Genomic DNA, 21,214 nt, shown 5'->3' with positions numbered 1-21,214 from the left:
TTCTCCTCCACCACAGGAATCAAGCCCGTTGGCTTCCCGATCGACTCACAGCCATCCAGATAGTACCACAGTCAAACTATTTGTAAACTACCCCACGACCTTAAGCCGGGGGCTTTCTGTAGCCCTGATGTAGTCTGCAAGGTTGCAAGACAACACCGAACCTCCGAGCATGTTTACGGATGCTCCAACGATTGAAATCACCTTTGAACCATTCTCATCAGCATCACAATGATTGCCACAGTGTCCACACTTAAACACTTTGCCACTTCGATAAGACTTGCCTTTTATCGGATGAATGTGCAAGCACTTGTGGCAAGTTTGGCTGGTGTAGGCAGGATTGACAGCCACCACTTCCACCCCGTATTTCACGGCTTTGTAGCTCAGAAACCATCGCAGTTGAAAGAATGCCCAACAGAAGCGAGCGTCTACGTTCCGTCTTGCTTCGAGGTTGCTGATTGGTGCGTTCTCTAATTCCTGTCAGATCTTCAATCGCAATGATGGCATTGTGTTGAAGTGCAGACAGCACAATCAATTTGCTGATGTTATGGTTTAGCCAAGTTTGATAGCGACGTTCACGTCCCGACAGCCGTTGCAAAATCTGTCTTGCCCTGCGGCGAGTAGATCTTGTGCCTTTCGAGGCTTTTTGTTGGAGCGATGCTCTGACTCTGGCAAATTTGTCTCTAACGTCCGTTATCTGCTTTCCATCCCACTGATCGCCAAGGCTGGTAACTGCAATATCTCTGCGACCGAGATCTACGCCAATCACTCGTTTGGATGGGATGGGATCGGTCGCCTCAGACTTAATCTGGATGTTGACGTAGTAGCTTCCATCCTGACGCTTGCACAAGGTCGCACTGCTAGGATTCGCTCCCTTAAGCAGTCCAACCTGGTAATTACCAATGGCAAGTTTGAAGCGTTCCCGACCGCCCACCAACGTCAGGCTAACCGTCCAATCCTTCTCTCTAAAAGCAAAGATTCGAGCGTCATAGTCAACGCTAGTTGGCTTAAATGCTCGGACGGGATTGCCTTTTTGTTTGGCGGTTTTACGGTTGCTAGAGACACGGGCGATTGCCCGAATCGCTAAGTTGGCAGACAGCCCAAATTGCTCCCTCACCTGCTCATAAACCAAGCCTTGAATGCGGGGTTTATTTGTCAGCTTAGGGTCAACAGTTTGATTGATGTAGGTGCAAGCATCAGAAAACGCCTGAAGCGTTGCCTCCAACTTAGGGGCAACTTCGGGAGACACTTCAATCTTGCAAGCTACTGTCAAAACTTGTTCCATACCGCTAATTATATCACATATGACTAAAGATAGCTCAAGGCGGCGGTCGGCGCAGCAGCGTTCCTCTCCAAGTCGGTAGCCAGGGGCTTCCCGCCGGTTTTTCGGTGAAGAATTTCTAAGACAGGTGAAGAAGAAACAGGGAAGAAGGCAGGCGACAGAAGCCAGAAGGCAGACGGCCAAAGGCAGTAGGAACCCGATCCCTTTTCAGGGAATGGCGTATTGACAAAATCGCTAAGATATGAAATTGAATCTGTGAAGCCTAGTTATCCCGATCGTGAATCGCCCGACACATCGCCACAATACAAACCGATCGGCATATTTTTCCAGGACGATCGAACATTTCTCTTGTTTGGGCAAAAAATTCCCAGTCAACAAGTAACAAATAATACAAATTTCGGAAAAATGCCATCCGTAGTAATTCGATATTTAGATTGGGCAATCTTTGAATTGAAAAGAATTTATGTTAAGAATGGGCATACTTACTGGCGATCGCTGTCAGCAACAAACTAAACTTAAGTAAAATCTGATGAGGCCGACTATGAATCAAAAACAAAGGCAGAGATTAGGAAGTGCGATCGCCAGCACAATTTTAAGTTTGGCAGCCGTCTCATTGGTAGGAGTTGACAAAGCACAAGCAGCCGTCCTCACCTACAATTTTCAAGTGGCCGGATCGAGCGGTTTTTTTAAATTGAGTAACTCCTCGCTTACAGGCGGAGAAACTGAACAAATAGCAGTTTCTGAGGGACAATTTAATGGTTTTACAGCTCCCTCTGGCAGGGGCCTATATGAAGAAAAGCCACCTCAAAAATACCACGATTTAGCAGGGGCAAAAGCTGAGTTCAAGGGTGGGGAATTTCAGGGACTGATAGCAAGCGGTGGCGACTACTCGATTTCAGAAACTAACATTCCGGATGCAGAAGGAGGGCCTGTTTATACTAGATATGAGGGCTCGGCAGTTTGGCGTATGTATCCTGCTATGGGCAATGGGAAACCTTTGTTTTGGGGATACAGTAGTATCCTAATTACATACTTAAGTGGCGGTCAATTAAGACAAATAATAGACCGAGGTGCGGGTCAACAGCTTAACTACGTGCCTATGTCTTACACCCTAGTGGATACGGCAGCCGAACCGGTTCCCGAACCCTTAACATTTGCGGGTACAGCTTTAGCACTGGCTGGTTTGAGTTGGTTTAAATCCCAGAAAAAAAGGGCGGTATGATGGGTGCGATCGCTCTTAACAACAAACAGTGAAGGGCGGTTTTAAGAAGAAAAATCAGACCAACAATCACAGAAAATCACGCCAATTTAATGTAGCGAAGAGGCAAATTATGAATCGGAAACAACGGCAGAGATTCGGAAGTGCGATCGCCAGCACAATTCTAGGTTTTGCAGCGGTGTCAGTGGCAGCAGTTGAGAAAGCACAAGCAGCCGTCCTTACCTACAATTTTCAAGTGGAAAAGGGTGGAGGTAGTGGTTTTTTTAAGTTTAGTGATTCCTCACTGACAGGAATAGGATCTGAAAAAATTGCAGTGGGTGAGGGAAGATTTAACACCCCTATCAGGGTCTATAAAAATGACTATGATTTAGCAGGGGCTATAGCTTTATTTAATCAAGGGAATTTTCGCGGACTGCAAGCATCGGGTGTGGAGTATGCGACGAGAGAAGAGGCACGAGGAGGGACTGATTACATCAAGTTTGAGAGCAGGGCAACCTGGTATATGGGTACCGAGGAGGCGATCAGTACGTGGGCATCTTATTTCTGGGGGTATGGTGAGACAATAGTTAGCAACAGGCAGGGTTATTTGGGCAGAGGTCGTACAATTATCAGCAGTGCGCGGGTTTCTTACTCCCTAGTGGATACCGCAGCCGAACCAGTTCCCGAACCGATAACATTTGCAGGGACAGGTTTAGCACTGGCAGGTTTAAGCTGGTTGAAACACAAGAAAAAAATGGCAGCTTGACGCGCGCGACTGTTAACAATTAAGCTCTCAGCAATCATTTTTCGGAAAATATTCGAGTTGCAAAATTTTGCGATCGATTGGGAGACAAAGCCCGGGCTTTCAAAATTGCGGCTACTAAAAACGCATAGGACAAAACTCCGACTAATGCTAGCAAAAGTACGCTGACTGCACCTGACGCATTCCACAAGGCGTGAAGTGCGGAAGCGCTGAAATAACCTACGCCTAAAATTTGCCAGCGCTTCGTGGGTTTGAGTGCGCTCAAACCGATGAAATATCCCAAATAGCCGCTGTAAGCCATGTGTCCGGCGGCGGAACCCAAAATTCGGGGAATTAGCAATTGCAATCCTACTAATTGTCCGGCTTCGGGGCCTGCTTGCAGGGTGACATTTTGGATGATATGGGGGACGTACTGTCCCAGGGTTTCTAATAGTGTAAAGCTGACTGCTGAGGCACTTCCTAATAAAATTCCGTCTAATGGTTCCCAAACGCCGATGCGATCGCGCCACGGATTTTTTAGCAAATTGCCCAGGATCAAAGCTCCCAAAACGGGCAAGGCTTTCAGCAATTCTTCCATCAGACCCGCCCCGAAGAACATTCTGATTAAAAAAGGCAAAAAACTGATTTATTCGCCTTCTGCGGGCAAGCGACCGGGCAAAATTTCTCTAAATACTAATATAAATCCAATCAGTAAGGGGCTGAGCAATATCAGAACTGTAGCTAAAGCGGTACCAAGCAATACCCACCACGGCTTGTGTTTGCCGCACAGTTGATAGATAAAGTAGTAAGCCGCACCGGCGAGGTAGGCTGACAGCAGAAAGTTGAATGCTACGGAATTTCCGACGGCGACAAACATCGACACGACAAAGATAACTGTGGCAATACCTGGATATAAATAGGCTTTTTGACTTAATTGTTTGCCCGTGGAGGCGATCGGGAATAATTGAGTTAAAGTGAGAGCGTCTTTTTCACTGACTGGAAAATTGCCCGTTTTTGTGGCTGGGTATGCGGGTTTAGTTTGGTTTGGGGTTGCGGGAGATTCAAATATGAATTCAGGGCCGTCAATACCGAGACTGATGCGATCGCCTGTTTCTAAAGTTTGGCAGCCTTCGAGCTTTTGGCCGTTGATATAAGTTCCGTTAGCGCTGTTGAGGTCGCAAATTTGCCATCTCGTCCAATTACCATGAGTTAAGGGACGGACTGCGGCATGGCGGCGGGAAACCATGCCGTGGGCGATCGACTCTAAAGCTATTTGACAATTGCGATCGCGCCCGATCGCCACTTCTCCATATTCAGAAAGTTGGTACTTGGACGCTAGCCCGGACGCAGCGCCTTTGGCGGGCACTTGTCGCAGAAATCCGATTTCATTAGTCATCAGTCAGTTGGCAGTTGGCAGTTGGCAGTTGGCAGTTGGCAGTTGGCAGTTATTAGTTATTAGTTATTTGTTATTAGTTATTTGTGATTGATGGTTGGGGAGCAGTTATTAGTTATTAGTAACAATCAATAACTCACCACTAACACCTAACAACTAGGAATCAATAACAAGTAATATAGGACAACTCACCAATAACAAATAACAAATAACAACTGACTACTGACTAATGACTGCTGACTAATGACTAATCATAAATTTGCTCTGGCATCCTGAACGGCTGCATAGAAAAATATGCCTGTGAGCGGTATGCTGAGGGCGAGGATGATGCCGGTAACTACGTTGCCGAGTTGAGCTTCTCCCGAAGACAGCTCAAAGATTGAGCCGACTGCGGCGATCGCAGTGATGCACGAAAGAGCTAACAATAAACCACTTTTTGGAGTTCCTGCCATCATACTGATTTTACGGCCTTTGGCGAAAATTTGTTCTTGACTAATTCTTCATTGAGTGCGAGCTTGTTTTCTACTCTATCTACAAACAGCACTCCGTTGAGGTGATCCATTTCGTGCTGAATTGCCCTCGACAATAAATCTGTCGCTTTCAGGGTTTGCGGGCGGCCAAATTCGTCGCGGTAGGACACTTCAATAGCTTCTGGGCGTTTGACTTCTAAATAAACTCCCGGAATGCTTAAACAGCCTTCTTGCAAGATGCAGATATCGCCGCTGCTACTTTTGATGGTGGGGTTGATCAAAACCAATGGGGGTGTGGCGGGATTGTCGGGTTCGCAGTCGAGTACGATTACTTGTTTGTTAACTCCGACTTGGGGGGCTGCCAAACCGATGCCGTCGGCACTGTACATGGTTTGCAGCATTTCTCGGACTAGCTGCCGAATTTCTGCATCGATGCTGCTGACGCGCTTTGCTGGCTGCCGCAGGACGCGATCGCCTAAAGTGTGTATTGTTAGGGGCGGTTTTTCTAACTTTTTCTTTTCAACCAAAACCTGAACCGTCATAAAACCTCGCGAGATGTTTGGAAACCCCCAACGAAAGCGGTTGGGGGATTACATGGGAACCAATACTATTATTTTCAATATTAATCTAATTTTAAGTAGCTATGACTGGAAATGCACCAAACCAACGGCCGGTGATTTCTCTGGGGCTTTCGCCTGTTTTATTGGCGGTAGAGCTTGCGGGGGCGATCGCGATTTTAGTGTCGATTTTGCCGATCGTACAGTTTTGGGCCGTTTTGCCCGATCGTATTCCAATTCACTTCGGCTTGGGGGGGCAGCCTGATGCTTTGGGCGACAAGGTGATGATTTGGATGCTGCCAGCAGTGGCTGCTATTATTTTTGTGGTTTTAACTGCGGTATCGCGCTATCCGCATACTTTTAACTATCCGGTACGGATTACTCAGGAAAATGCGCGCCGACAATATCTCTTGGGGCGAGGCCTTTTGGTTTGGCTGAAGGCGGAGATTTGTTGGCTATTTGCTTTTATAGTGCGGCAGCAAATTATTGTGGCTTTGGGAAATGCTCAAAGGTTTAGTATAGAGTTGGTTTTCGGGATGACTTTTTTGATATTTGCGACGGTTGGGGTCTATTTGGGGAGGGCTTATTTAGCTCGCTAGCTGTAGGCAAAAACTTTCACATAAAAAGGTTTGTAGTGAGGACTTTAGTCCGCATCAAAGAAAGGACTAAAGTCCTGACTACAAACTTTCACATAAAAAGGTTTGTAGTGAGGACTTTAGTCCGCATCAAAGAAAGGACTAAAGTCCTGACTACAAACTTTCACACAAAAAGGTTTGTAGTGAGAACTTTAGTCCGCATTAAAGAAAGGACTAAAGTCCTGAATACAAACCTTTTAATTAAGCCATTAGATATGTTTGCTGGTTGTTCATCGGCAATACTCGCAACCGTCGATTTTTCAAATCTGGTTCTAACCCTAGTTCTTCCATGGGAATCACGCCCAGCAAAACAGCAGCAACGCCTTCGGGCAATTCTAAACAATCAAATCTACCTTCTCTCCCTTCTACAATAATTTGAGCGTCGGCAAAAATTCGACCTTTTTTGATACCAGCCGATGTTTCTACATCTCTTTCTCCCACCTGTATTAAGCCTAACTGGCTAATAATGGGAGCTGGCAAGGAAAGTAGAGTTGCTCCGGTATCGACAACAACTTTGTCGAGTACCGCACAACGAACTTCCTCGGTAGAAATGAATCCCCGTTCTGCCATAACTAGATCGATACGATTCGTGACGGTGATTGTAGTGATTACTTGACCCATTTGTTTGCCTTGAAGATTGGGGAGTACCAGGGTCATATTATGTTACCTCTTTGAGTGTAATTACTGGATATTTCTATTGTAATGCTATCTAGAATCGTGCTTAGTTGGTTAAAATCGTTTTAGTGACCTGTTCAAGTTAGAATTTGCCTCAACGCATGACACCAGAACCCAACTCTCCTCAACCCAATCCTCCTAAGTCGAACGTGACTGTAGAAAGCCCTAACGGTGCAAGCCCTACTGTGCCGCCAGAATCAGCGACAATCGTTGCTACTGCTGAACCGGAAAAACCGCTACCGCCGCCTCCTCCAACTCGCAGGGTTTTATTGCCGCAGCAGCCCGCACAAACGACTGCTGAGATGACTGGTTCGGTGCTGACGCTGGCGGCGATCGCAGCGATGATTGTAGGACTGGCTAACGATAGCATTTGGATCGGCTTAATAGGCGCCGTCGGTGCGATCGGCATATCGCTGCGGATGATGTGGCCGAGTTGGGGCAAAATTTGGGTGCAGGTAATTCCGCCGACTTGGCGCACGCTGATCATCTCTTGCTTCGGGCTGTTAGCTGGGATTGTGGGCTTGCTGATGCTCAGCGGTACTAATACTGAACCGGGAAGCCGCAACATCCAAATCAACTGGGATGCTATCGGAGCTCTCGGCGAGTTAATTGGTGCTTTGGGTCAAATTTTGATCGCAATTTTGGGCGTTTACGTGGCTTGGCGCCAGTACGTGATCTCGAAGGATTTGACGATTCAGCAAAATCGCATTACCCAGCAGCAAACGATTGATGCTTATTTTCAAGGGGTTTCCGACTTAGCCCTTGACGAGCAAGGGTTTTTGGAAGATTGGCCGCAGGAAAGGGCGATCGCCGAAGGCCGCACCGCTGCAATTATGAGCAGTGTGGATGCTGAAGGTAAAGCGAAAATTCTGCGGTTTTTGTCGCAGTCGAGACTGATTACTCCTCTGAAGCGCGATCGGCTTTTAGGCCGCCCCATCCTTGACGGCGATGGTGGCTACGCTGAAGACAGAGATCACGGCCTCCGCGTCATCGATTTAAACGTCATGTTAGCTGGTGCTGACCTCGCTGGCACGGATTTACGGTGGACTGAGTTGAGCGAAGCCAACCTTGTCCGAGCCAATCTCAGCAAGTGCGATTTAGTGAAAGCAAACCTCTCGCGCGCTATTCTGTACGACGCCAATCTCGTTCGCGCCGACATGAGAGCCACCAAATTATTCTACGGCTCGGCAGAAATGGCATCTCCCCGCAGCCGCACGGAATTTGCCAACTATCAAACGGGTGAATATACCGGCGCTGTGGTTGAACGTGCTGATTTCACTGCTGTCAAGCGGCTGTCGGACGAGCAGCGCTATTACTGCTGCGCTTGGTGCGGCTCGAAGTCGCGAGAGACTATTCCCGGCGGCTGCGAAGGTATTCCCAATAAACTGGGACGCTAAAATTAGCAGTACCGCTGTACTTACGTATATATTTGGCGATCGATAGGCAGCCGACTATACTGTATTTAAAATCAACAGTCTGGCGCTGTTTTAGCGATGACAAATACTGATTTAGGGCTAGAAGTAAGTCCGCGTCAAGCAGGCACTAAAAGCAGAGATGGGTTAATTTTTGTAATTACTATGTGGTTGCTGAGCCGATCGGTAATTGCGATCGGGATGCAGCTAATTGCCCCCTTCCTGTACCATCACTCGCTGCTCTACCAGTCTCAGGACTCAACGCCTTTTGTGGCGGGCTTTATTCCCAAAAGTGGCTGGGAGTTGTTCTCCCATTGGGACGGCGAATGGTACACCAAAATCGCTACCCTAGGCTACTCCTACGCCGATGACGGAGAGCAACATTCTGTTGCCTTCTATCCGCTGTTTCCCTTGCTAATTCGGGGGCTGATGACCCTCGGAATGCGATCGGACGCAGCAGGGGTATTAATCAACTCTTTTGCATTTTTGGGCGCATTAGTGCTGATTTATTTTTGGGTAGAACAGCGATACGATACTGGTGTTGCCAAATGGACAACCGCTATGCTAGCTTGGTGTCCGTTCTCGCTATTTTGCACTGTCATGTATACAGAAGGATTGTTTCTGTTTCTGACAGCATCTGCTTTGCGATCTTTTGAGAGGGGCGAGTATATTTGGGCTGCTGTTTGGGGAGCTTTGACAACTGCTACTAGGGGGCCGGGAGTAGCACTGATACCTGCTTTTTTGCTGACAGCTTGGAGGGAAAAAAGACCTCCACTTGCTTATTTTGCAGGTTTGGCTAGCGCTCTTGGGATATTTTCATTTAGTATATATTGTGCTATTAGATTTGGAGATGCTTTAGCATTTGTTCATGTTCAAAAGGGATGGGTTCAGCCGAGTTGGTTCGAGGTATTGATTCAAGCTCTCAAATTGAAGGTATCTGCTATCAGTAGAATTGTGATGATTTTTGGCAGCGGCTATTTATTATGGTTTTTGCACAAAAGGCTTACCACTATTGTTTTGACTTACGGTTTTTGCTCTTTAGCACTGCTGCTTAATTCCGGAGCTTTGCGATCGGTAAACCGCTACGCTTACGGTATGCTGCCGCTTTCAATAGCTCTCGGCTTGTTGCTAGCAGCTAAGCCTCGTTGGGGTTACGGGTTGATGGGATTGTTTGGTATATTTCTGCTGTACGTTTCCGTCAGATTTGCAGGTTGGCTGTGGGTAGCTTAGGGGCGATAGTTGGCGAGCATCTCTTGAAAAAACTTAATTTACCAGAAAAATGAAAATCAGACTATTCATTACTCCAATCCTCGGACTTAAGGGTAGAGGTCGCTCTCAAACTGTCAACTGTCAACTGTCAACTGTCAACTGTTGAATCTACCTCCCAAGCTGCCTGAAAAAAGTCTCTTTCGCACAACATAGCGTAGCGATAGGTTGCTTCTACTTCCGGTATAGATTCGGCATAGCGATCGACCAAACTTTCCAGCCGTGAAGCTAAAATCTCAAACTCAGGGCTGCTATAGGTGACAATCCAGTCGCTCAAGGCGTGTTTTGGTATATTAGGCTTGGCTAACTGCTGTCCCAAAAAAGCATACAACCGCAAGCAAGGAGTCATCGCCGCTACTGTCAAACCGACACCGCTTCCCCAGGCAGTTGCTAATAAAAAATCCGTGTAGCGGCGGGTAGCAATTCCCGGTTTAGCCTCTTGCAAGTTTACACCCCATTTCGCTGCATATCCTTGATGCAAGCGAAGTTCTTCTAAAACGCCACTCCCGAGATTGTGGAGGATTTCAAATCCCTCCCAGTCGGGTGCTTTTGCCGCAGCGATACTGTAAGCGCGAGCAAATGCTCCCAGAAAAAATGCGTCTTGTGCAACATAATATGCAAAACTATTTTGGGGGAGGCTGCCGTCAGCAATGCCTCTGAGAAAGGGATGTTGCAGACAAGCTTCGCTTAAGTCTTGATTTGCTTGCCACAGATAGTTAGAACTTGTCATGAATTTTTTAATTTATCGGTGGTTATGATGGTAATTGTTATATGACTTACAGAAATCACTCGGTTTCTCGTAGAAATATTGGGGAAAGACAACGATGAATCTACTCACAAACCAGGTTTTTAGCCTCCGGGCCCTGAGTACCCTGTCTTAGAGTCCACCTCAAAATCTATGATAACAAATATATTTGGCTTGATTCCATTGGTGACTCTGGGCATTTTGTGGCTTATATTTCAGAAAATAGATAAGTGTTGGCGCAGTGCTATTTTGTCCGCAGCAATTGTTTGGGGAGTTATAGTTGCTTTGTCTACTGAAATTTTGAGTTTATTTAGGTTGCTGACTTTTGAGTGGGTGTTTGGGCTGTGGTTGGTAGCAAATATTCTCGGCTTGATGGTTTATCTAAAATTTAAACCTGTCAAGCCAATTTTTGAGAAAAGTCAAGAGGAGAAATTTTCTAGTGTATTAGTCGGGTTGCTAGGCGGTGTATTTTTTATTTTTGCTGCGGTTGGTTTAGTTGCTGTAGTTGCACCGCCTAACAATTGGGATTCTATGACTTATCACATGAGTCGGGTTGCTCACTGGATGCAAAACCGCAGTGTCGAGCATTATCCCACTTCTTACGTGCCGCAGTTGTATCACCCGCCTGGGGCTGAGTTTGCGATTATGCACTTTCAGATTTTAACCGGGGGCGATCGCTTTGCTAATTTGGTACAGTGGTTGAGTATGGTGGGAAGTGCGATCGCAGTTTCTTTAATTGCTAAGCAACTGGGGGCAAATGGGCGGGGTCAAGTTTTTGCAGCAGTCTTTGCTGCGACTTTGCCGATGGGTATCCTTCAGGGTTCTAGCACTCAAAACGATTATGCTGTATGTTTCTGGGTAGTGTGTTTTGTTTCCTGCGGTTTAGCTGGACTCTCGGCAGGAATAACAGGGATTAATACTTTCAAAATCGGTGCGAGTTTGGGTCTGGCTCTCTTGACAAAAACGACAGCTTATATATTTTGTTTGCCTTTTATTATTTGGTTTTTTGTAGGAGGAATTCAAGGTTTTCGGGGGAAAATGCTGCAACCTATTTTGATAATAGCCGGTGTGACTTTTGTATTGAATGTCGGTCACTTTTGGCGAAATTACGATTTGTTCGGTTATGCGATCGGAGCGCCAGAAAGTTTTACCAAAGAATATAAAATTGAAGCAATTACTCTGCCAACTTTCCTGTCAAATGTCATTAGAAATTTAGGTATGCAAGCTGGTACGAGGATTTCCCGGATTAACGGTGCGATTGTCGGAGTGATTAACGTGCTGCACCGAATACTGGGCGTAGCGACAAACGACGCACGCATCACTTGGCCTCCCGGACAAGTATTTGCGATCGCCACACCCTCATTTAATGAAAATACAGCTACCAATCCCATTCACTTTGGGCTGATATTTGCCAGCATTACACTTATACTTAAAAATCCTATTTGGCAAAAAACAAAAATAGTGATAACTTATTTGATTGCTGTAATAATGACATTTTTACTTATCTGCTTCCTTCTGAAATTACAACCTTGGCACAGCCGCCATCACCTGTCAATATTTGTATTATTTTCGCCAATATTTGGATTGGTAGTATCGCAATTATCAAATCATAAAAACGCAAATTATCTGGTGGCAATTCTGATTTTAATGTCGCTACCGTGGGTTTTTCACAACAACTTTAGACCTCTCGTGGGAGATGGTAACATTTTTAATAGCAGCAGACACGATCTTTACTTTACAAGCCGCCCGAATATCGAGGTTGCTTACAATACAGCAGTAGATTTTGTTAAAGCTCAAAACTGCACGAATATAGGACTTTCTTTTTGGGCTAAAAATGCCTGGGAATATCCCTTGTGGGTGATGTTTCCAGAGCCGGGAAAACCAGCACCTCGCATTGAACATATTTCTACTATCGATCCTGTTGTCAAGCAAAAATTAAATTCCGAACCTTACAAAAGTTTTATCCCTTGTGCGATAATTTACCAGTCTACAAAAAATGACGGCAAACAAGGAAAAGAGATAGTCCTCAAAAATCAAACTTACGCACAAAAATGGTCGATGGAGCCGCTGAGCGTGTTTGTGAAAAAATAAAGTTTTGATTTATTTGATTTAACCGTTGACACCAGATTTTACAACACAAACTGAGATGAACAATATACCTAAGTATTCCTTGATAATTCCCATCTATAATGAAGAAGAAAATCTCCCAGAATTGTACCGACGAATTAGTGCTGTGATGGATCGAATGGACGGCGCTGTAGAATTAATTTTAATCAATGATGGCAGCCGCGATCGCTCTCTGGAAATTTTGCGAGAATTGCACGAACAAGACTCGCGAATTTGTTACCTCAGTTTGGCGCGCAATTTCGGTCACCAAATAGCTGTAACTGCTGGATTAAATTTTTCTAGCGGTCAAGTTGTAGTCATCATGGACGGCGATTTGCAAGACCCGCCAGAGCTAATTCTAGATATGGTAGAACAGTGGCGTCTCGGGTATCAAGTTGTTTACGCTCAGCGCACTCAACGCCGTCAAGAAGGTTGGTTTAAGCGGTTGCCTGCTTATATGTATTATCGCATTTTGCGGAATCTTGCTGATGTTGATATTCCCATAGATACGGGGGATTTTTGTTTGATGGATCGGTGTGTAGTGGATGTGCTCAATGCTATGCCAGAACGCAATCGCTACATTCGGGGACTGCGGGCTTGGATTGGTTTCAAACAAACTGCGGTTAAGTTTGAACGAGATCCGCGTTTTGCTGGCGATGTTAAGTATACCTTCAGCAAATCTTTTGCTTTGGCGATGAACGGTTTAGTCTCTTTTTCAAAGGTTCCTTTGCAACTGTCGATTTATTTGGGTTTATTTTCGGCTTTGGTGTCTGTTTTAATGGCTTTTCTGGTTTTGTACTGGCGTCTTTTCTCTCCGGGTGCGGCATTAAGTGGTTTGACAATTATAATTATGGCGGTTTTCTTTTTGGGTGCGGTGCAGTTGGTCAGTATTGGGATTTTGGGCCAGTATATTGGGCGGATTTATGAGGAGGTGAAGGGCAGGCCACTTTATACGCTGGCTGAAGTTGCTGGTTTTGCCGATCGCCAAAACAAACAAAAATCATCTTAGCAAACAACAGTTGACGAATCTTGCCTAAATCGTCTAATTTGTGTTATGAGTTAAACGATCGCGCCCCACGCAAATTTCCTGCACATCACAAATTTGCTGCCTGCTTAATTGATGCTTTTTTACCCGCTGCGACGCAGGCTACCACTAAACAAGCGCTGCCTAGGGCGATCGGCTTAACAGTTTCACCAAGCAAAATAGCGGATGCCAGAATAGTCAAAAATGGTTGCAATAGCTGAATTTGCCCTACCCTGGCAACTCCGCCAATGGCCATCCCCTCATACCAGGCAAAAAATGCTACAAATTGACTGACAAAACTCACATAGGCAAAACCCAACCACGCCGTCGGTGCAGCGACTAATCCTTGTTTTAAAACCACAAATATTGTCGGCAAAACCTCGAAGGGAGCGATAACTATCAATGCCCAACAGATAACTTGCCATCCACCTAAAGTTTTAGCTAATCGCCCACCTTCGGCATAACCAAAAGCAGCAGCAATGACTGATGCAAATAAAGCTAAATCTGCGGTTTGGAGTTGCCCTGCACCACTAATAATTCCAAAACAAACAACGGTTAAACTTCCGGCGATACTAGCAACCCAAAACCGAGAAGATGGCCGATCGCCCGATCGCAAAACTCCCCCTATTGCTGTTGTCAATGGCAAGATTCCCAATACTACAGCACCGTGGGCGGCAGGTACTCGCTGCATTGCCCAGGCTGATAATAGCGGAAATCCGACAACCACTCCCAATCCGACAACTAATAAACTCCACAATTGCCGTTTAGAGGGAATAGCCTGATGTGTTATTTTTAAAGTAACTGCTGCTAGTATAGCTGCTACTAATCCGCGTCCTAAGCCTACAAAAATAGGGTCTAAATCCTGCACTGCGGCTCTGGTTGCTGGCAGTGTTAAGCTGAATCCAACTACGCCTAGGAAACCGTAAATTAGCCCGATTGTTTCTCGATCGAATTGAAGATGTTTCCAGTGTAGTTTCATTTTTTACCTGTGAAGTAGACTTGTTTTTTTAACAAAGTGCAGAGGCGTAAGAAGAAATTAAAATCGGGAGCATCCCATTTTTGCTTTCAGATGGCGGACAGTTGCATCAGAATAGTATATTTGGATCGCAGCAGTGCGAGCGTCTCGCTCGCGAACCCTGCCACGAGCGAGACGCTCGCACTGTGTAAAAAACGCTTTTTACCAAATTGGGATGCTCCCTTAAAATCAGACTATTCATTACTCCAATACTCGGACTTAAGGGTAGATGTCGCTCTCAAACTGTCAACTGTCAACTGTCAACTGTCAACTGTCAACTGTCTTACCAGACTGCCAAAATCAGTGGCATATTGTTGAGAGCGGAGATGACAGCAAAGTTTTTGCTCGGTGGAAGCGATGATTTTTCTGGACTGTGCAAGATGATGTCCTGTTTGTCAAGTGTGATCCAAGCAATTCCTGACAAGACTTGAATTTCTTGATGATTTTGAGGCAACCTGTACACCTCGTTTTTCATGAGGATTATGCGATCTGGCGCTGCACATTCGGAATATCTTTGAAGCATAGCATCTCCTTGATAATTAACAATCAAAAAGTCACAAATTTTCCCTCAATATCCTAGGAACGGGTTAAATATAGCCTTTCTCAAAAAGATGAAGTATGACTGACAGCTTATATAACCGCTTAGACAAAGAGGGCTGAAGCCCAACAACATACCTCACCTATCTGAGAAGGGCTATAAGTTCCTTGAAAACTGCAAATTATCCCTAAGGTTGTGTTCCCACAACCAACTTGCTAGATGAGCAAGCGAACTCTTAAACTCGCACTCCTAAAAAACGATTTTTACAAAAGCATTTTGCTCTCAAATAGAAGTATTAATTCACTTTAATCAAAAAACTGGAATCTGTGAAGATACGGTTTGGGAAACTTTGATCGGTACAGTTGCTCAATCCACCAACTGTTTTGGTAAAATATCTGAAAACTGTACTGGGCCATTGGACAGAGTAATCGCTTATAGTGTGGCTATAGCGGTTTTCGGTTAGGACACGGCAGAGCGGTGTCTTGTATTTCATTGAATTGAAAATTGCGATCGCCCTGTAGTGTCACGAGCGAATATGTGCTGTGAAAATACCCCTAGACAGACAATCTCCCAAACCGATTTACTTGCAGATTCGCGATCGCCTCAGACGACTGATCCAGTCTGGGACATTACCACCTGGACAACGCTTGCCTTCAATTCGATCGCTAGCTAACACCTTGCAAGTGGCCCGATTGACAGTCATTGAAGCTTACAGCGTTTTAGAAGCAGATAGCTTGATTTATGCTCGCCAAGGCTCAGGATACTTTGTCAGCCATCAAACAGTGCCCACGCCGAGACTGGGAACGGCTTTTCCGTCGCTTCAAGATGCGATCGTCCCAGACAAAGATGGAGGCGGTTTTTGCGATCGCTTCTTGGCTTCAATTCAGGTACAATCGCAAACAGGAATTACTGACTTTAGCTCGGGTTTTCCCCGTCCTTGGGGATTGCAAGACTTGCAAAAAATCGCCAGACGAGCCGTCACCGAAGCCGGAGATACACTCTTCAGATACGGTTTTCCTGGGGGACAGCCGATTTTGCAGCAACAAATTGCTCAAATGTTGGTGCAACAAGGACTCGATATTGCTCCAGAACAATTGATTCTGACTAACGGATCTCAGCAGGGATTGTCTTTAGCGATGCGTCACTATGTCCAAGCTGGCGATCGGGTAATTGTAGAAGCACCAACTTATCACGGAGCACTTGCTATTTTAGAAGATATAGGAGCTAAAATTGTCGGCATTCCCATGACTGGAGAAGGGATGAATTTAGCTATCCTAGAATCTTGTCTCCAGACTCACCGCCCTAAATTAATTTACACGATCAGCACGCTGCACAATCCTACTGGGCTGACAACTTCTCAAACTCATCGCCAGCAGTTATTAGCATTAGCCAGTCAATATGAATGTGCCATTTTAGAAGATAACGCTTACGAAGGACTAAATTTTCAGCCTGTTCCTGCGCCTATCAAAGCCTTTGACCAGCAAAACCTGGTAACATATATTGGGACTTTCTCGAAAACTCTAATCCCAGGTCTGCGAGTTGGTTGGATTATCGTTCCAGATGTCAACTATCAGGCGATTATGAGACAAAAATTATTGCACGATTTTCACGTATCAACTATTTCTCAGGCTATAGTTAGTGAATATCTGGCTTCCGGTCATTACCGCCGACATTTGAATCAGATTCGGATGCAAAACTTGCAGAGTCGAAATGCCATGCTGCAAGCTTTGGAGCGTTACTTTCCCCAGGAAGCCAGTTGGACAGTCCCTGAAGGTGGATTGTTTTTATGGGTGCATTTACCGAATTGCCTGTCAGTGCAAAAAATTTGTCAAGAGGCTTTATCTCAGGGTATTTTGATTGCTTGCGGTACAGCATTTTTTCCCGATCGCAAAGGCTATCCAGCAATGCGATTGAATTTCTCTCTTTTGCCTGAAGAAATTGAACGGGGTATAGCCATTGTTGGTAAGTTACTCCAGCGACATATGATATCAAGCTTGAAAGCAGTATGAATGATATAGCGGTTCTCAAAAAAGTAAGGTACGTTGTTGGGCTTCAGCCCTCTTATATTTATTATATAGTAAGCGAGGTCGCATCAAAAACTCCATTTATAATCATACCTCATCTTTCTGAGAAAGGCTATATATCGCAATCCTTGTCGGATATATTAATCTCTCTCTCTTTCTTTTTTCTGCTTCTCTTCGTCTGTCTAATCTGCGGTTAGTTCAAAACAAGAATACTTATGTTCAAACTCTACGAATATTCCCCTTCGGGAAATTGCTATAAAGTTCGCTTGCTCTTAACTCAGCTCAATATTCCCTTCGATCGCACAGAAATTAATATTCTCCAAAAAGAAAGTCGCACACCCGAATTTTTGGTCAAAAATCCCAATGGCCGCATTCCGGTTTTAGAGATTGTACCGGGTAAATTTCTCTTTGAATCGAATGCAATTATGTTTTACTTGAGCGAAGAAACTGAGTTTTTCCCCAGCGATAAATTTGAACGCGCTCAAGTCATGCAGTGGTTGTTTTTTGAACAGTACAGTCACGAACCTTTTATTGCAACTTCTCGTTTTTGGTATTTGACAGGGAAAGCTGAGGAATATCAAGCAGCACTGCAACAGAAACAAGCACCGGGTTATGCTGCTTTGGGGGTGATGGAACAGCATTTAGAAAAAAATGAGTTTTTTGTGGGCGATCGCTATTCTATTGCTGACATAGGTTTATTTGCTTACACTCACGTTGCTGCCGAAGGCGGATTTGATTTGACGGGGTTTCCGGCAATTAAAACTTGGATTGAGCGAATCAAGAATCAGCCTCGATATATTAGCATTACAGATTAAGATTGCAGTCGGCTGCATTCTGGCATTACAATGTAAGTATAATGCCATAAAGTCTCCTATGAATCGACGCTTATTTTTGCTTTGTAGTATTTAAATAAAGAAGTAAAATTGTGAATACTATCATTGATCGTATTATATTAATCCAATATATTGTCCAATAAAAGCATAAAACTATCGTCGCAATCAAGAATTTTGTTGTATAATTTAAACAGATTGCCGGACTTTATATTGAAGGATATAATAATTGAAACCGAGAATCTTTACGCAAGGTTTTCGGGTGTAATTAATCGGGTTTAACACGAGACAAAAAATAAATAATTGTGAATGAAGACAAGAATTTTAGGATTAGACCCCGGCTTGGCAAATCTCGGTTACGGCGCGATTAGTTGTCATATTATCCCCGGTAAACAAGACGAAAATAGCGTTTCCCTGATTGATTGTGGCGTGATTAAAACAACGCCTAAGCAGGAAATGGGACAGCGCCTAAAAACAATTTATGAAGATTTGCACACGGTAATTGATGAGGTAAAACCAGATTTAGCAATTGCCGAAAAACTGTTTTTTTACAAAATGGGAAATACTATACTTGTAGCCCAAGCACGGGGCGTTTTGACGCTAGTATTGGCTCAGTGCGGAGTGCCGCTGTTTGAGTTTACACCTGCTCAAATTAAGCAAGCTTTGACAGGGCGTGGCAATGCTGATAAATCGGAAGTGCAAGAGGCCGTGGCGCGGGAGTTGGAGTTGGGTTATATTCCGAAACCTGATGATGCGGCGGATGCTTTGGCCGTGGCTTTGACTGGTTGGTACGACGATGATATTTGTCCGAAAAAGATACCCTTGGAAACTGGAAAAATTTGATTTAAGGGCTGGCAAATAAATACAACCCCAGGTATGCTAGAAAGGTGGGAAACAAAAAAATGATTTTCAACAATCGTACAATATAACAATTGTTGGGTTTGTTTTCCCCGATGTGTAAGGGGCGTCGCCACTCGAAAACTCGATTAAATTTAGGGATTGAAAGAGAGCGACGTACCTACAAATACTAACTTTTTGGTGTACATTTTATCCCAATTTTAAAAGGTCTTACTAGAGTTATTAATTATAAATTATCTGTAATTTCCATAACTACCTGCCGGACACGGCAATGCCGTTTCCCTACATAAGAGTTCCGCTAATTTCTATGTAGCCATTCCATCGCGACAATATTCACTTTTCACATATTGTCTCACCACTGGCGATAAACTGAACAGCGCGTGATTATCCTGTGCTTCTTTTTCAATCAATGCTCGATTTCCCAAAGATTGCAGTACATTGAATAAATCGTCTGGCGATAATTGCACATTTTCTAGCAATTTAGAAATTGAAACAGGCTCGATTTCATTCGCGATGCAGCACATGACCTGTTTCTCTAATTCCGATAGGCGATCGCACTGCTGCTGCAATCTTGCTTTCAATTCCTCTCCCAAGAATAGCATATCATATTTTAAGAATTCAGCAACTCTACCGCTAAATAATTCTTGAATCATGGCTGCAACTATTTTTAACCACAAGGGATTGCCTCGGTAAGTGTTAATCAGAGTTTCCCATTTCTCCGGTTCTAGTAAACCTTTTTCTCGGAGTATTTCGCCTGCTGCTGCACCTAAACCGTTGAGTGGTAAGGTGCGAACGCGGGCGTTTTCTCTGTTTAATGCGACAATTTCTCTAGGCGGTTCCCAACTATTTATAATTAAGCAACTGTTGTGGCAAGTTGCGCCGATACGTTTGAATAGTGTGCTGTAATTTTCATATTCTGGTCGATAATTTCCTGCTATTTGTCGGCTGCTGAGAATTGTTTGTACGTCGTCTAGGATGATGAGGCAGCGGTGCGATCGCAATTTGTCGATTAGCAGCGATAGTAGTTCATCGGTGCTGGCTGGCAAACCCCCCCCTTCGCCCCCCCTTGCTAAGGGTGGGGATTGATTAGATAAAAATTTAAGTAGGCTTTTTAGGGTATTGTGGAGGGTTGGGGATGTGCCGAGACTTCGCCAAATTATATATTCAAATTGATGCTGGATTTGTGGGAGGAGGTGGAGTGCGAGATTGGTTTTGCCAATTCCGCTGAGTCCTAATATTGCGACTAGGCGGGTGCGATCGTGTACGATCCACTGTTGTAGGGTGGCGAGTTCGGATGTGCGATCGTAAAATGAGCTGATATCTGGTGCGTCTCTTAAGTCTTGGCGAGTTTGGGGTTGGGTATTTTCTGGAGTGGGGGTTGAGGGCGATCGATCTTTTGGAACTTCTGGAGAGTGTGAAGTTTCTGGACAAAAGTTAACGTTACCAATTTGTACAACGTCTTTCCAGTAATGTGATGAAACAATGGAAAATTGCTGTCTTTTCAAGGTGGACTTAAAATTAGACTTATTAACTGCTTCACCTAATACATCTGAAAGTATTTTCCATAATTCCGAAGCAACATCCCTAGCATGACCTTCGCTGCAATGAGCTTCCTGTGCGATTTTAGGGTATTTTTGACCTTGCCAAGCACCGAGCAATATAGCCTCTTGTACGTTGTCGAGGTGTTTTCCAGTTTTGGTGAAAACAAGGTTGTCGGCCAATTTTAAGATTTCTTCAGAGTCCATTATTGGGTTGGTAGGCGGTTTTTTTTTGATTATATCCGACATTTTCCGATAGTACCGACATTTTCCGATATTTTTCGACCTGTAAAAGCGGAAAAATTATATAAAATTGCAGATAAAACCAGACAATATCCGACAAAAAAATCATAAAAAGAGATTATTATGAATTAAGCCAAAAATTGCTGTACTTTTTTATGAAAACTTTAGACTCTATTCAGCCACTACAACTGAACGAACTTCTCAACATTGATGAAATTGACCCTATTTCCGAACAAGACGAAGCTTGCTTAGACGAGATAAGGTTAGTCCTTGAAAAGCACGGTCGTCTATCCAAGTTTGGTATCGCTCTATTACACAATCATTTTCTTTTAGAAGAAGATGAGGTTTTAGTTGAATATTGCGACACAGAGAAACGTATTTTAACATCAAAACCAACTAAACGCCAAGAACTTGCGAACAAGGATACAATAGAAACACTGTGGAAATTTGACCTAGCAAGCAATGGAGGACAGAAAAATAAGTATTGTGTAAAAGAGTGCCCCCGAGATACTAACGGTCGTCACTATGGCTATAAAGAACACTATCCTGGTGAAGAATAAGCAAAAGATAACCTTCAAACTATCCAAAGACAGGAATAGTTATAGCAGTTTTCAGATAAATGAGGTATGCAGAAACCCTGTATTGTCAAGCTTTTCAGGTCAAAAT

The 21,214-nt window shown here is 44.4% G+C and carries 23 protein-coding genes; 12 read left to right on the top strand and 11 right to left on the bottom strand.

The window, feature by feature from the left end; genetic code table 11:
* Positions 1-87 precede the first annotated feature (87 nt).
* Both JGK16_RS32805 and JGK16_RS22965 read right to left on the bottom strand, forming a co-directional pair.
* On the bottom strand, positions 88-348 hold the full coding sequence (locus JGK16_RS32805; RefSeq protein ID WP_366516892.1) for a zinc ribbon domain-containing protein: 261 nt from the start codon (positions 346-348) through the stop codon (positions 88-90).
* Complete coding sequence (locus JGK16_RS22965) at positions 251-1,282, bottom strand: transposase (protein ID WP_366039026.1); 1,032 nt, start codon at positions 1,280-1,282, stop codon at positions 251-253. Before JGK16_RS22965 ends, JGK16_RS32805 begins: the two co-directional genes overlap by 98 nt.
* Before the next feature lie 219 nt (positions 1,283-1,501).
* Here JGK16_RS22965 and JGK16_RS22960 point away from each other — a divergent pair, with 219 nt between their 5' ends.
* From JGK16_RS22960 to JGK16_RS22950, 3 genes are all read left to right on the top strand, one after another.
* Positions 1,502-1,792: a hypothetical protein gene (locus JGK16_RS22960; protein WP_293192654.1), complete on the top strand. Its 291-nt coding sequence runs from the start codon at positions 1,502-1,504 to the stop codon at positions 1,790-1,792.
* Positions 1,793-1,820: 28 nt separating this feature from the next.
* Positions 1,821-2,501: a PEP-CTERM sorting domain-containing protein gene (locus JGK16_RS22955; RefSeq protein ID WP_293192657.1), complete on the top strand. Its 681-nt coding sequence runs from the start codon at positions 1,821-1,823 to the stop codon at positions 2,499-2,501.
* Positions 2,502-2,610: 109 nt separating this feature from the next.
* Positions 2,611-3,243, top strand: coding sequence for a PEP-CTERM sorting domain-containing protein (locus JGK16_RS22950; protein WP_293192659.1), 633 nt, complete (start codon positions 2,611-2,613; stop codon positions 3,241-3,243).
* Between the two features lie 34 nt (positions 3,244-3,277).
* On the opposite strand, the gene JGK16_RS32800 is transcribed toward JGK16_RS22950, so the two are convergent.
* From JGK16_RS32800 to def, 4 genes are all read right to left on the bottom strand, one after another.
* Positions 3,278-3,856 (bottom strand): PrsW family intramembrane metalloprotease, encoded by a 579-nt coding sequence (locus JGK16_RS32800; RefSeq protein ID WP_366517172.1) that lies wholly within the window; start codon positions 3,854-3,856, stop codon positions 3,278-3,280.
* A 9-nt stretch (positions 3,857-3,865) separates the two neighbouring features.
* Positions 3,866-4,615: an FHA domain-containing protein gene (locus JGK16_RS32795; RefSeq protein WP_366517171.1), complete on the bottom strand. Its 750-nt coding sequence runs from the start codon at positions 4,613-4,615 to the stop codon at positions 3,866-3,868.
* A 248-nt stretch (positions 4,616-4,863) separates the two neighbouring features.
* Positions 4,864-5,064 (bottom strand): hypothetical protein, encoded by a 201-nt coding sequence (locus tag JGK16_RS22940; protein WP_293187114.1) that lies wholly within the window; start codon positions 5,062-5,064, stop codon positions 4,864-4,866.
* Positions 5,064-5,624, bottom strand: a complete 561-nt coding sequence (gene def, locus JGK16_RS22935) for a peptide deformylase (RefSeq protein ID WP_293187112.1) — start codon at positions 5,622-5,624, stop codon at positions 5,064-5,066. Before def ends, JGK16_RS22940 begins: the two co-directional genes overlap by 1 nt.
* A gap of 101 nt (positions 5,625-5,725) precedes the next feature.
* Here def and JGK16_RS22930 point away from each other — a divergent pair, with 101 nt between their 5' ends.
* Positions 5,726-6,238: a DUF1648 domain-containing protein gene (locus tag JGK16_RS22930; protein WP_293187111.1), complete on the top strand. Its 513-nt coding sequence runs from the start codon at positions 5,726-5,728 to the stop codon at positions 6,236-6,238.
* A gap of 237 nt (positions 6,239-6,475) precedes the next feature.
* Here the strand turns inward: JGK16_RS22930 and JGK16_RS22925 are convergent, their stop codons facing one another.
* On the bottom strand, positions 6,476-6,931 hold the full coding sequence (locus tag JGK16_RS22925; RefSeq protein ID WP_293192661.1) for an aspartyl protease: 456 nt from the start codon (positions 6,929-6,931) through the stop codon (positions 6,476-6,478).
* A gap of 119 nt (positions 6,932-7,050) precedes the next feature.
* On the opposite strand from JGK16_RS22925, the gene JGK16_RS22920 reads away from it, so the two are divergent.
* Positions 7,051-8,346, top strand: a complete 1,296-nt coding sequence (locus JGK16_RS22920) for a pentapeptide repeat-containing protein (RefSeq protein WP_293187109.1) — start codon at positions 7,051-7,053, stop codon at positions 8,344-8,346.
* 96 nt (positions 8,347-8,442) lie between these two features.
* Entirely contained in the window at positions 8,443-9,591 is a 1,149-nt protein-coding gene (locus JGK16_RS22915) for a mannosyltransferase family protein (RefSeq protein ID WP_293192663.1), read from the top strand.
* A 127-nt stretch (positions 9,592-9,718) separates the two neighbouring features.
* On the opposite strand, the gene JGK16_RS22910 is transcribed toward JGK16_RS22915, so the two are convergent.
* Positions 9,719-10,357 (bottom strand): TenA family protein, encoded by a 639-nt coding sequence (locus JGK16_RS22910; protein ID WP_293203422.1) that lies wholly within the window; start codon positions 10,355-10,357, stop codon positions 9,719-9,721.
* A gap of 168 nt (positions 10,358-10,525) precedes the next feature.
* Between JGK16_RS22910 and JGK16_RS22905 the strand changes: the two genes are divergently transcribed.
* Positions 10,526-12,463, top strand: a complete 1,938-nt coding sequence (locus JGK16_RS22905; RefSeq protein WP_293186185.1) for a hypothetical protein — start codon at positions 10,526-10,528, stop codon at positions 12,461-12,463.
* 55 nt (positions 12,464-12,518) lie between these two features.
* Positions 12,519-13,487, top strand: coding sequence for a glycosyltransferase family 2 protein (locus tag JGK16_RS22900; RefSeq protein ID WP_293186186.1), 969 nt, complete (start codon positions 12,519-12,521; stop codon positions 13,485-13,487).
* Positions 13,488-13,572: 85 nt separating this feature from the next.
* Here JGK16_RS22900 and JGK16_RS22895 read toward each other — a convergent pair whose 3' ends face one another.
* Positions 13,573-14,481 carry a DMT family transporter gene (locus JGK16_RS22895; RefSeq protein WP_293186187.1) on the bottom strand — a complete coding sequence of 303 codons (909 nt, stop codon included), beginning with the start codon at positions 14,479-14,481 and terminating at the stop codon, positions 13,573-13,575.
* A 319-nt stretch (positions 14,482-14,800) separates the two neighbouring features.
* Positions 14,801-15,040 (bottom strand): hypothetical protein, encoded by a 240-nt coding sequence (locus JGK16_RS22890; RefSeq protein ID WP_293186188.1) that lies wholly within the window; start codon positions 15,038-15,040, stop codon positions 14,801-14,803.
* Positions 15,041-15,597: 557 nt separating this feature from the next.
* On the opposite strand from JGK16_RS22890, the gene JGK16_RS22885 reads away from it, so the two are divergent.
* The 3 genes from JGK16_RS22885 to ruvC all read left to right on the top strand — a co-directional run bounded on the left by JGK16_RS22885 (position 15,598) and on the right by ruvC (position 18,752).
* Positions 15,598-17,064, top strand: a complete 1,467-nt coding sequence (locus JGK16_RS22885) for a PLP-dependent aminotransferase family protein (RefSeq protein WP_293192669.1) — start codon at positions 15,598-15,600, stop codon at positions 17,062-17,064.
* A gap of 230 nt (positions 17,065-17,294) precedes the next feature.
* Positions 17,295-17,894 (top strand): glutathione S-transferase family protein, encoded by a 600-nt coding sequence (locus tag JGK16_RS22880; protein ID WP_293192672.1) that lies wholly within the window; start codon positions 17,295-17,297, stop codon positions 17,892-17,894.
* 324 nt (positions 17,895-18,218) lie between these two features.
* Positions 18,219-18,752: a crossover junction endodeoxyribonuclease RuvC gene (gene ruvC / locus JGK16_RS22875; protein WP_293186193.1), complete on the top strand. Its 534-nt coding sequence runs from the start codon at positions 18,219-18,221 to the stop codon at positions 18,750-18,752.
* A 320-nt stretch (positions 18,753-19,072) separates the two neighbouring features.
* On the opposite strand, the gene JGK16_RS22870 is transcribed toward ruvC, so the two are convergent.
* Positions 19,073-20,512, bottom strand: coding sequence for an NB-ARC domain-containing protein (locus JGK16_RS22870; protein WP_293192675.1), 1,440 nt, complete (start codon positions 20,510-20,512; stop codon positions 19,073-19,075).
* A 191-nt stretch (positions 20,513-20,703) separates the two neighbouring features.
* Between JGK16_RS22870 and JGK16_RS22865 the strand changes: the two genes are divergently transcribed.
* Positions 20,704-21,108, top strand: coding sequence for a hypothetical protein (locus tag JGK16_RS22865; RefSeq protein ID WP_293192678.1), 405 nt, complete (start codon positions 20,704-20,706; stop codon positions 21,106-21,108).
* Positions 21,109-21,214 lie beyond the last annotated feature (106 nt).

The sequence above is a fragment of the Microcoleus sp. PH2017_09_SFU_O_A genome (genome assembly GCF_020738625.1).
Taxonomy (GTDB): domain Bacteria; phylum Cyanobacteriota; class Cyanobacteriia; order Cyanobacteriales; family Microcoleaceae; genus Microcoleus.
The sequence above is the reverse complement of the archived record's forward strand: the minus strand, read 5'-3'. Positions and strand labels throughout refer to the sequence as shown.

What these genes read in the sequence shown, in the direction of transcription:
- JGK16_RS22930 (WP_293187111.1), top strand. Translation starts at nt 5,726, where the DNA reads ATGACTGGAAATGCACCAAACCAACGGCCGGTGATTTCTCTGGGGCTT.
- JGK16_RS22915 (WP_293192663.1), top strand. Translation starts at nt 8,443, where the DNA reads ATGACAAATACTGATTTAGGGCTAGAAGTAAGTCCGCGTCAAGCAGGC.
- JGK16_RS22890 (WP_293186188.1), bottom strand. Translation starts at nt 15,040, where the DNA reads ATGCTTCAAAGATATTCCGAATGTGCAGCGCCAGATCGCATAATCCTC.
- JGK16_RS32795 (WP_366517171.1), bottom strand. Translation starts at nt 4,615, where the DNA reads ATGACTAATGAAATCGGATTTCTGCGACAAGTGCCCGCCAAAGGCGCT.
- JGK16_RS22925 (WP_293192661.1), bottom strand. Translation starts at nt 6,931, where the DNA reads ATGACCCTGGTACTCCCCAATCTTCAAGGCAAACAAATGGGTCAAGTA.
- JGK16_RS22900 (WP_293186186.1), top strand. Translation starts at nt 12,519, where the DNA reads ATGAACAATATACCTAAGTATTCCTTGATAATTCCCATCTATAATGAA.
- JGK16_RS22955 (WP_293192657.1), top strand. Translation starts at nt 1,821, where the DNA reads ATGAATCAAAAACAAAGGCAGAGATTAGGAAGTGCGATCGCCAGCACA.
- ruvC (WP_293186193.1), top strand. Translation starts at nt 18,219, where the DNA reads ATGAAGACAAGAATTTTAGGATTAGACCCCGGCTTGGCAAATCTCGGT.
- JGK16_RS22905 (WP_293186185.1), top strand. Translation starts at nt 10,526, where the DNA reads ATGATAACAAATATATTTGGCTTGATTCCATTGGTGACTCTGGGCATT.
- JGK16_RS22865 (WP_293192678.1), top strand. Translation starts at nt 20,704, where the DNA reads ATGAAAACTTTAGACTCTATTCAGCCACTACAACTGAACGAACTTCTC.
- JGK16_RS22870 (WP_293192675.1), bottom strand. Translation starts at nt 20,512, where the DNA reads ATGGACTCTGAAGAAATCTTAAAATTGGCCGACAACCTTGTTTTCACC.
- JGK16_RS22895 (WP_293186187.1), bottom strand. Translation starts at nt 14,481, where the DNA reads ATGAAACTACACTGGAAACATCTTCAATTCGATCGAGAAACAATCGGG.
- JGK16_RS22965 (WP_366039026.1), bottom strand. Translation starts at nt 1,282, where the DNA reads ATGGAACAAGTTTTGACAGTAGCTTGCAAGATTGAAGTGTCTCCCGAA.
- JGK16_RS22940 (WP_293187114.1), bottom strand. Translation starts at nt 5,064, where the DNA reads ATGGCAGGAACTCCAAAAAGTGGTTTATTGTTAGCTCTTTCGTGCATC.
- def (WP_293187112.1), bottom strand. Translation starts at nt 5,624, where the DNA reads ATGACGGTTCAGGTTTTGGTTGAAAAGAAAAAGTTAGAAAAACCGCCC.
- JGK16_RS22920 (WP_293187109.1), top strand. Translation starts at nt 7,051, where the DNA reads ATGACACCAGAACCCAACTCTCCTCAACCCAATCCTCCTAAGTCGAAC.
- JGK16_RS22950 (WP_293192659.1), top strand. Translation starts at nt 2,611, where the DNA reads ATGAATCGGAAACAACGGCAGAGATTCGGAAGTGCGATCGCCAGCACA.
- JGK16_RS22910 (WP_293203422.1), bottom strand. Translation starts at nt 10,357, where the DNA reads ATGACAAGTTCTAACTATCTGTGGCAAGCAAATCAAGACTTAAGCGAA.
- JGK16_RS22880 (WP_293192672.1), top strand. Translation starts at nt 17,295, where the DNA reads ATGTTCAAACTCTACGAATATTCCCCTTCGGGAAATTGCTATAAAGTT.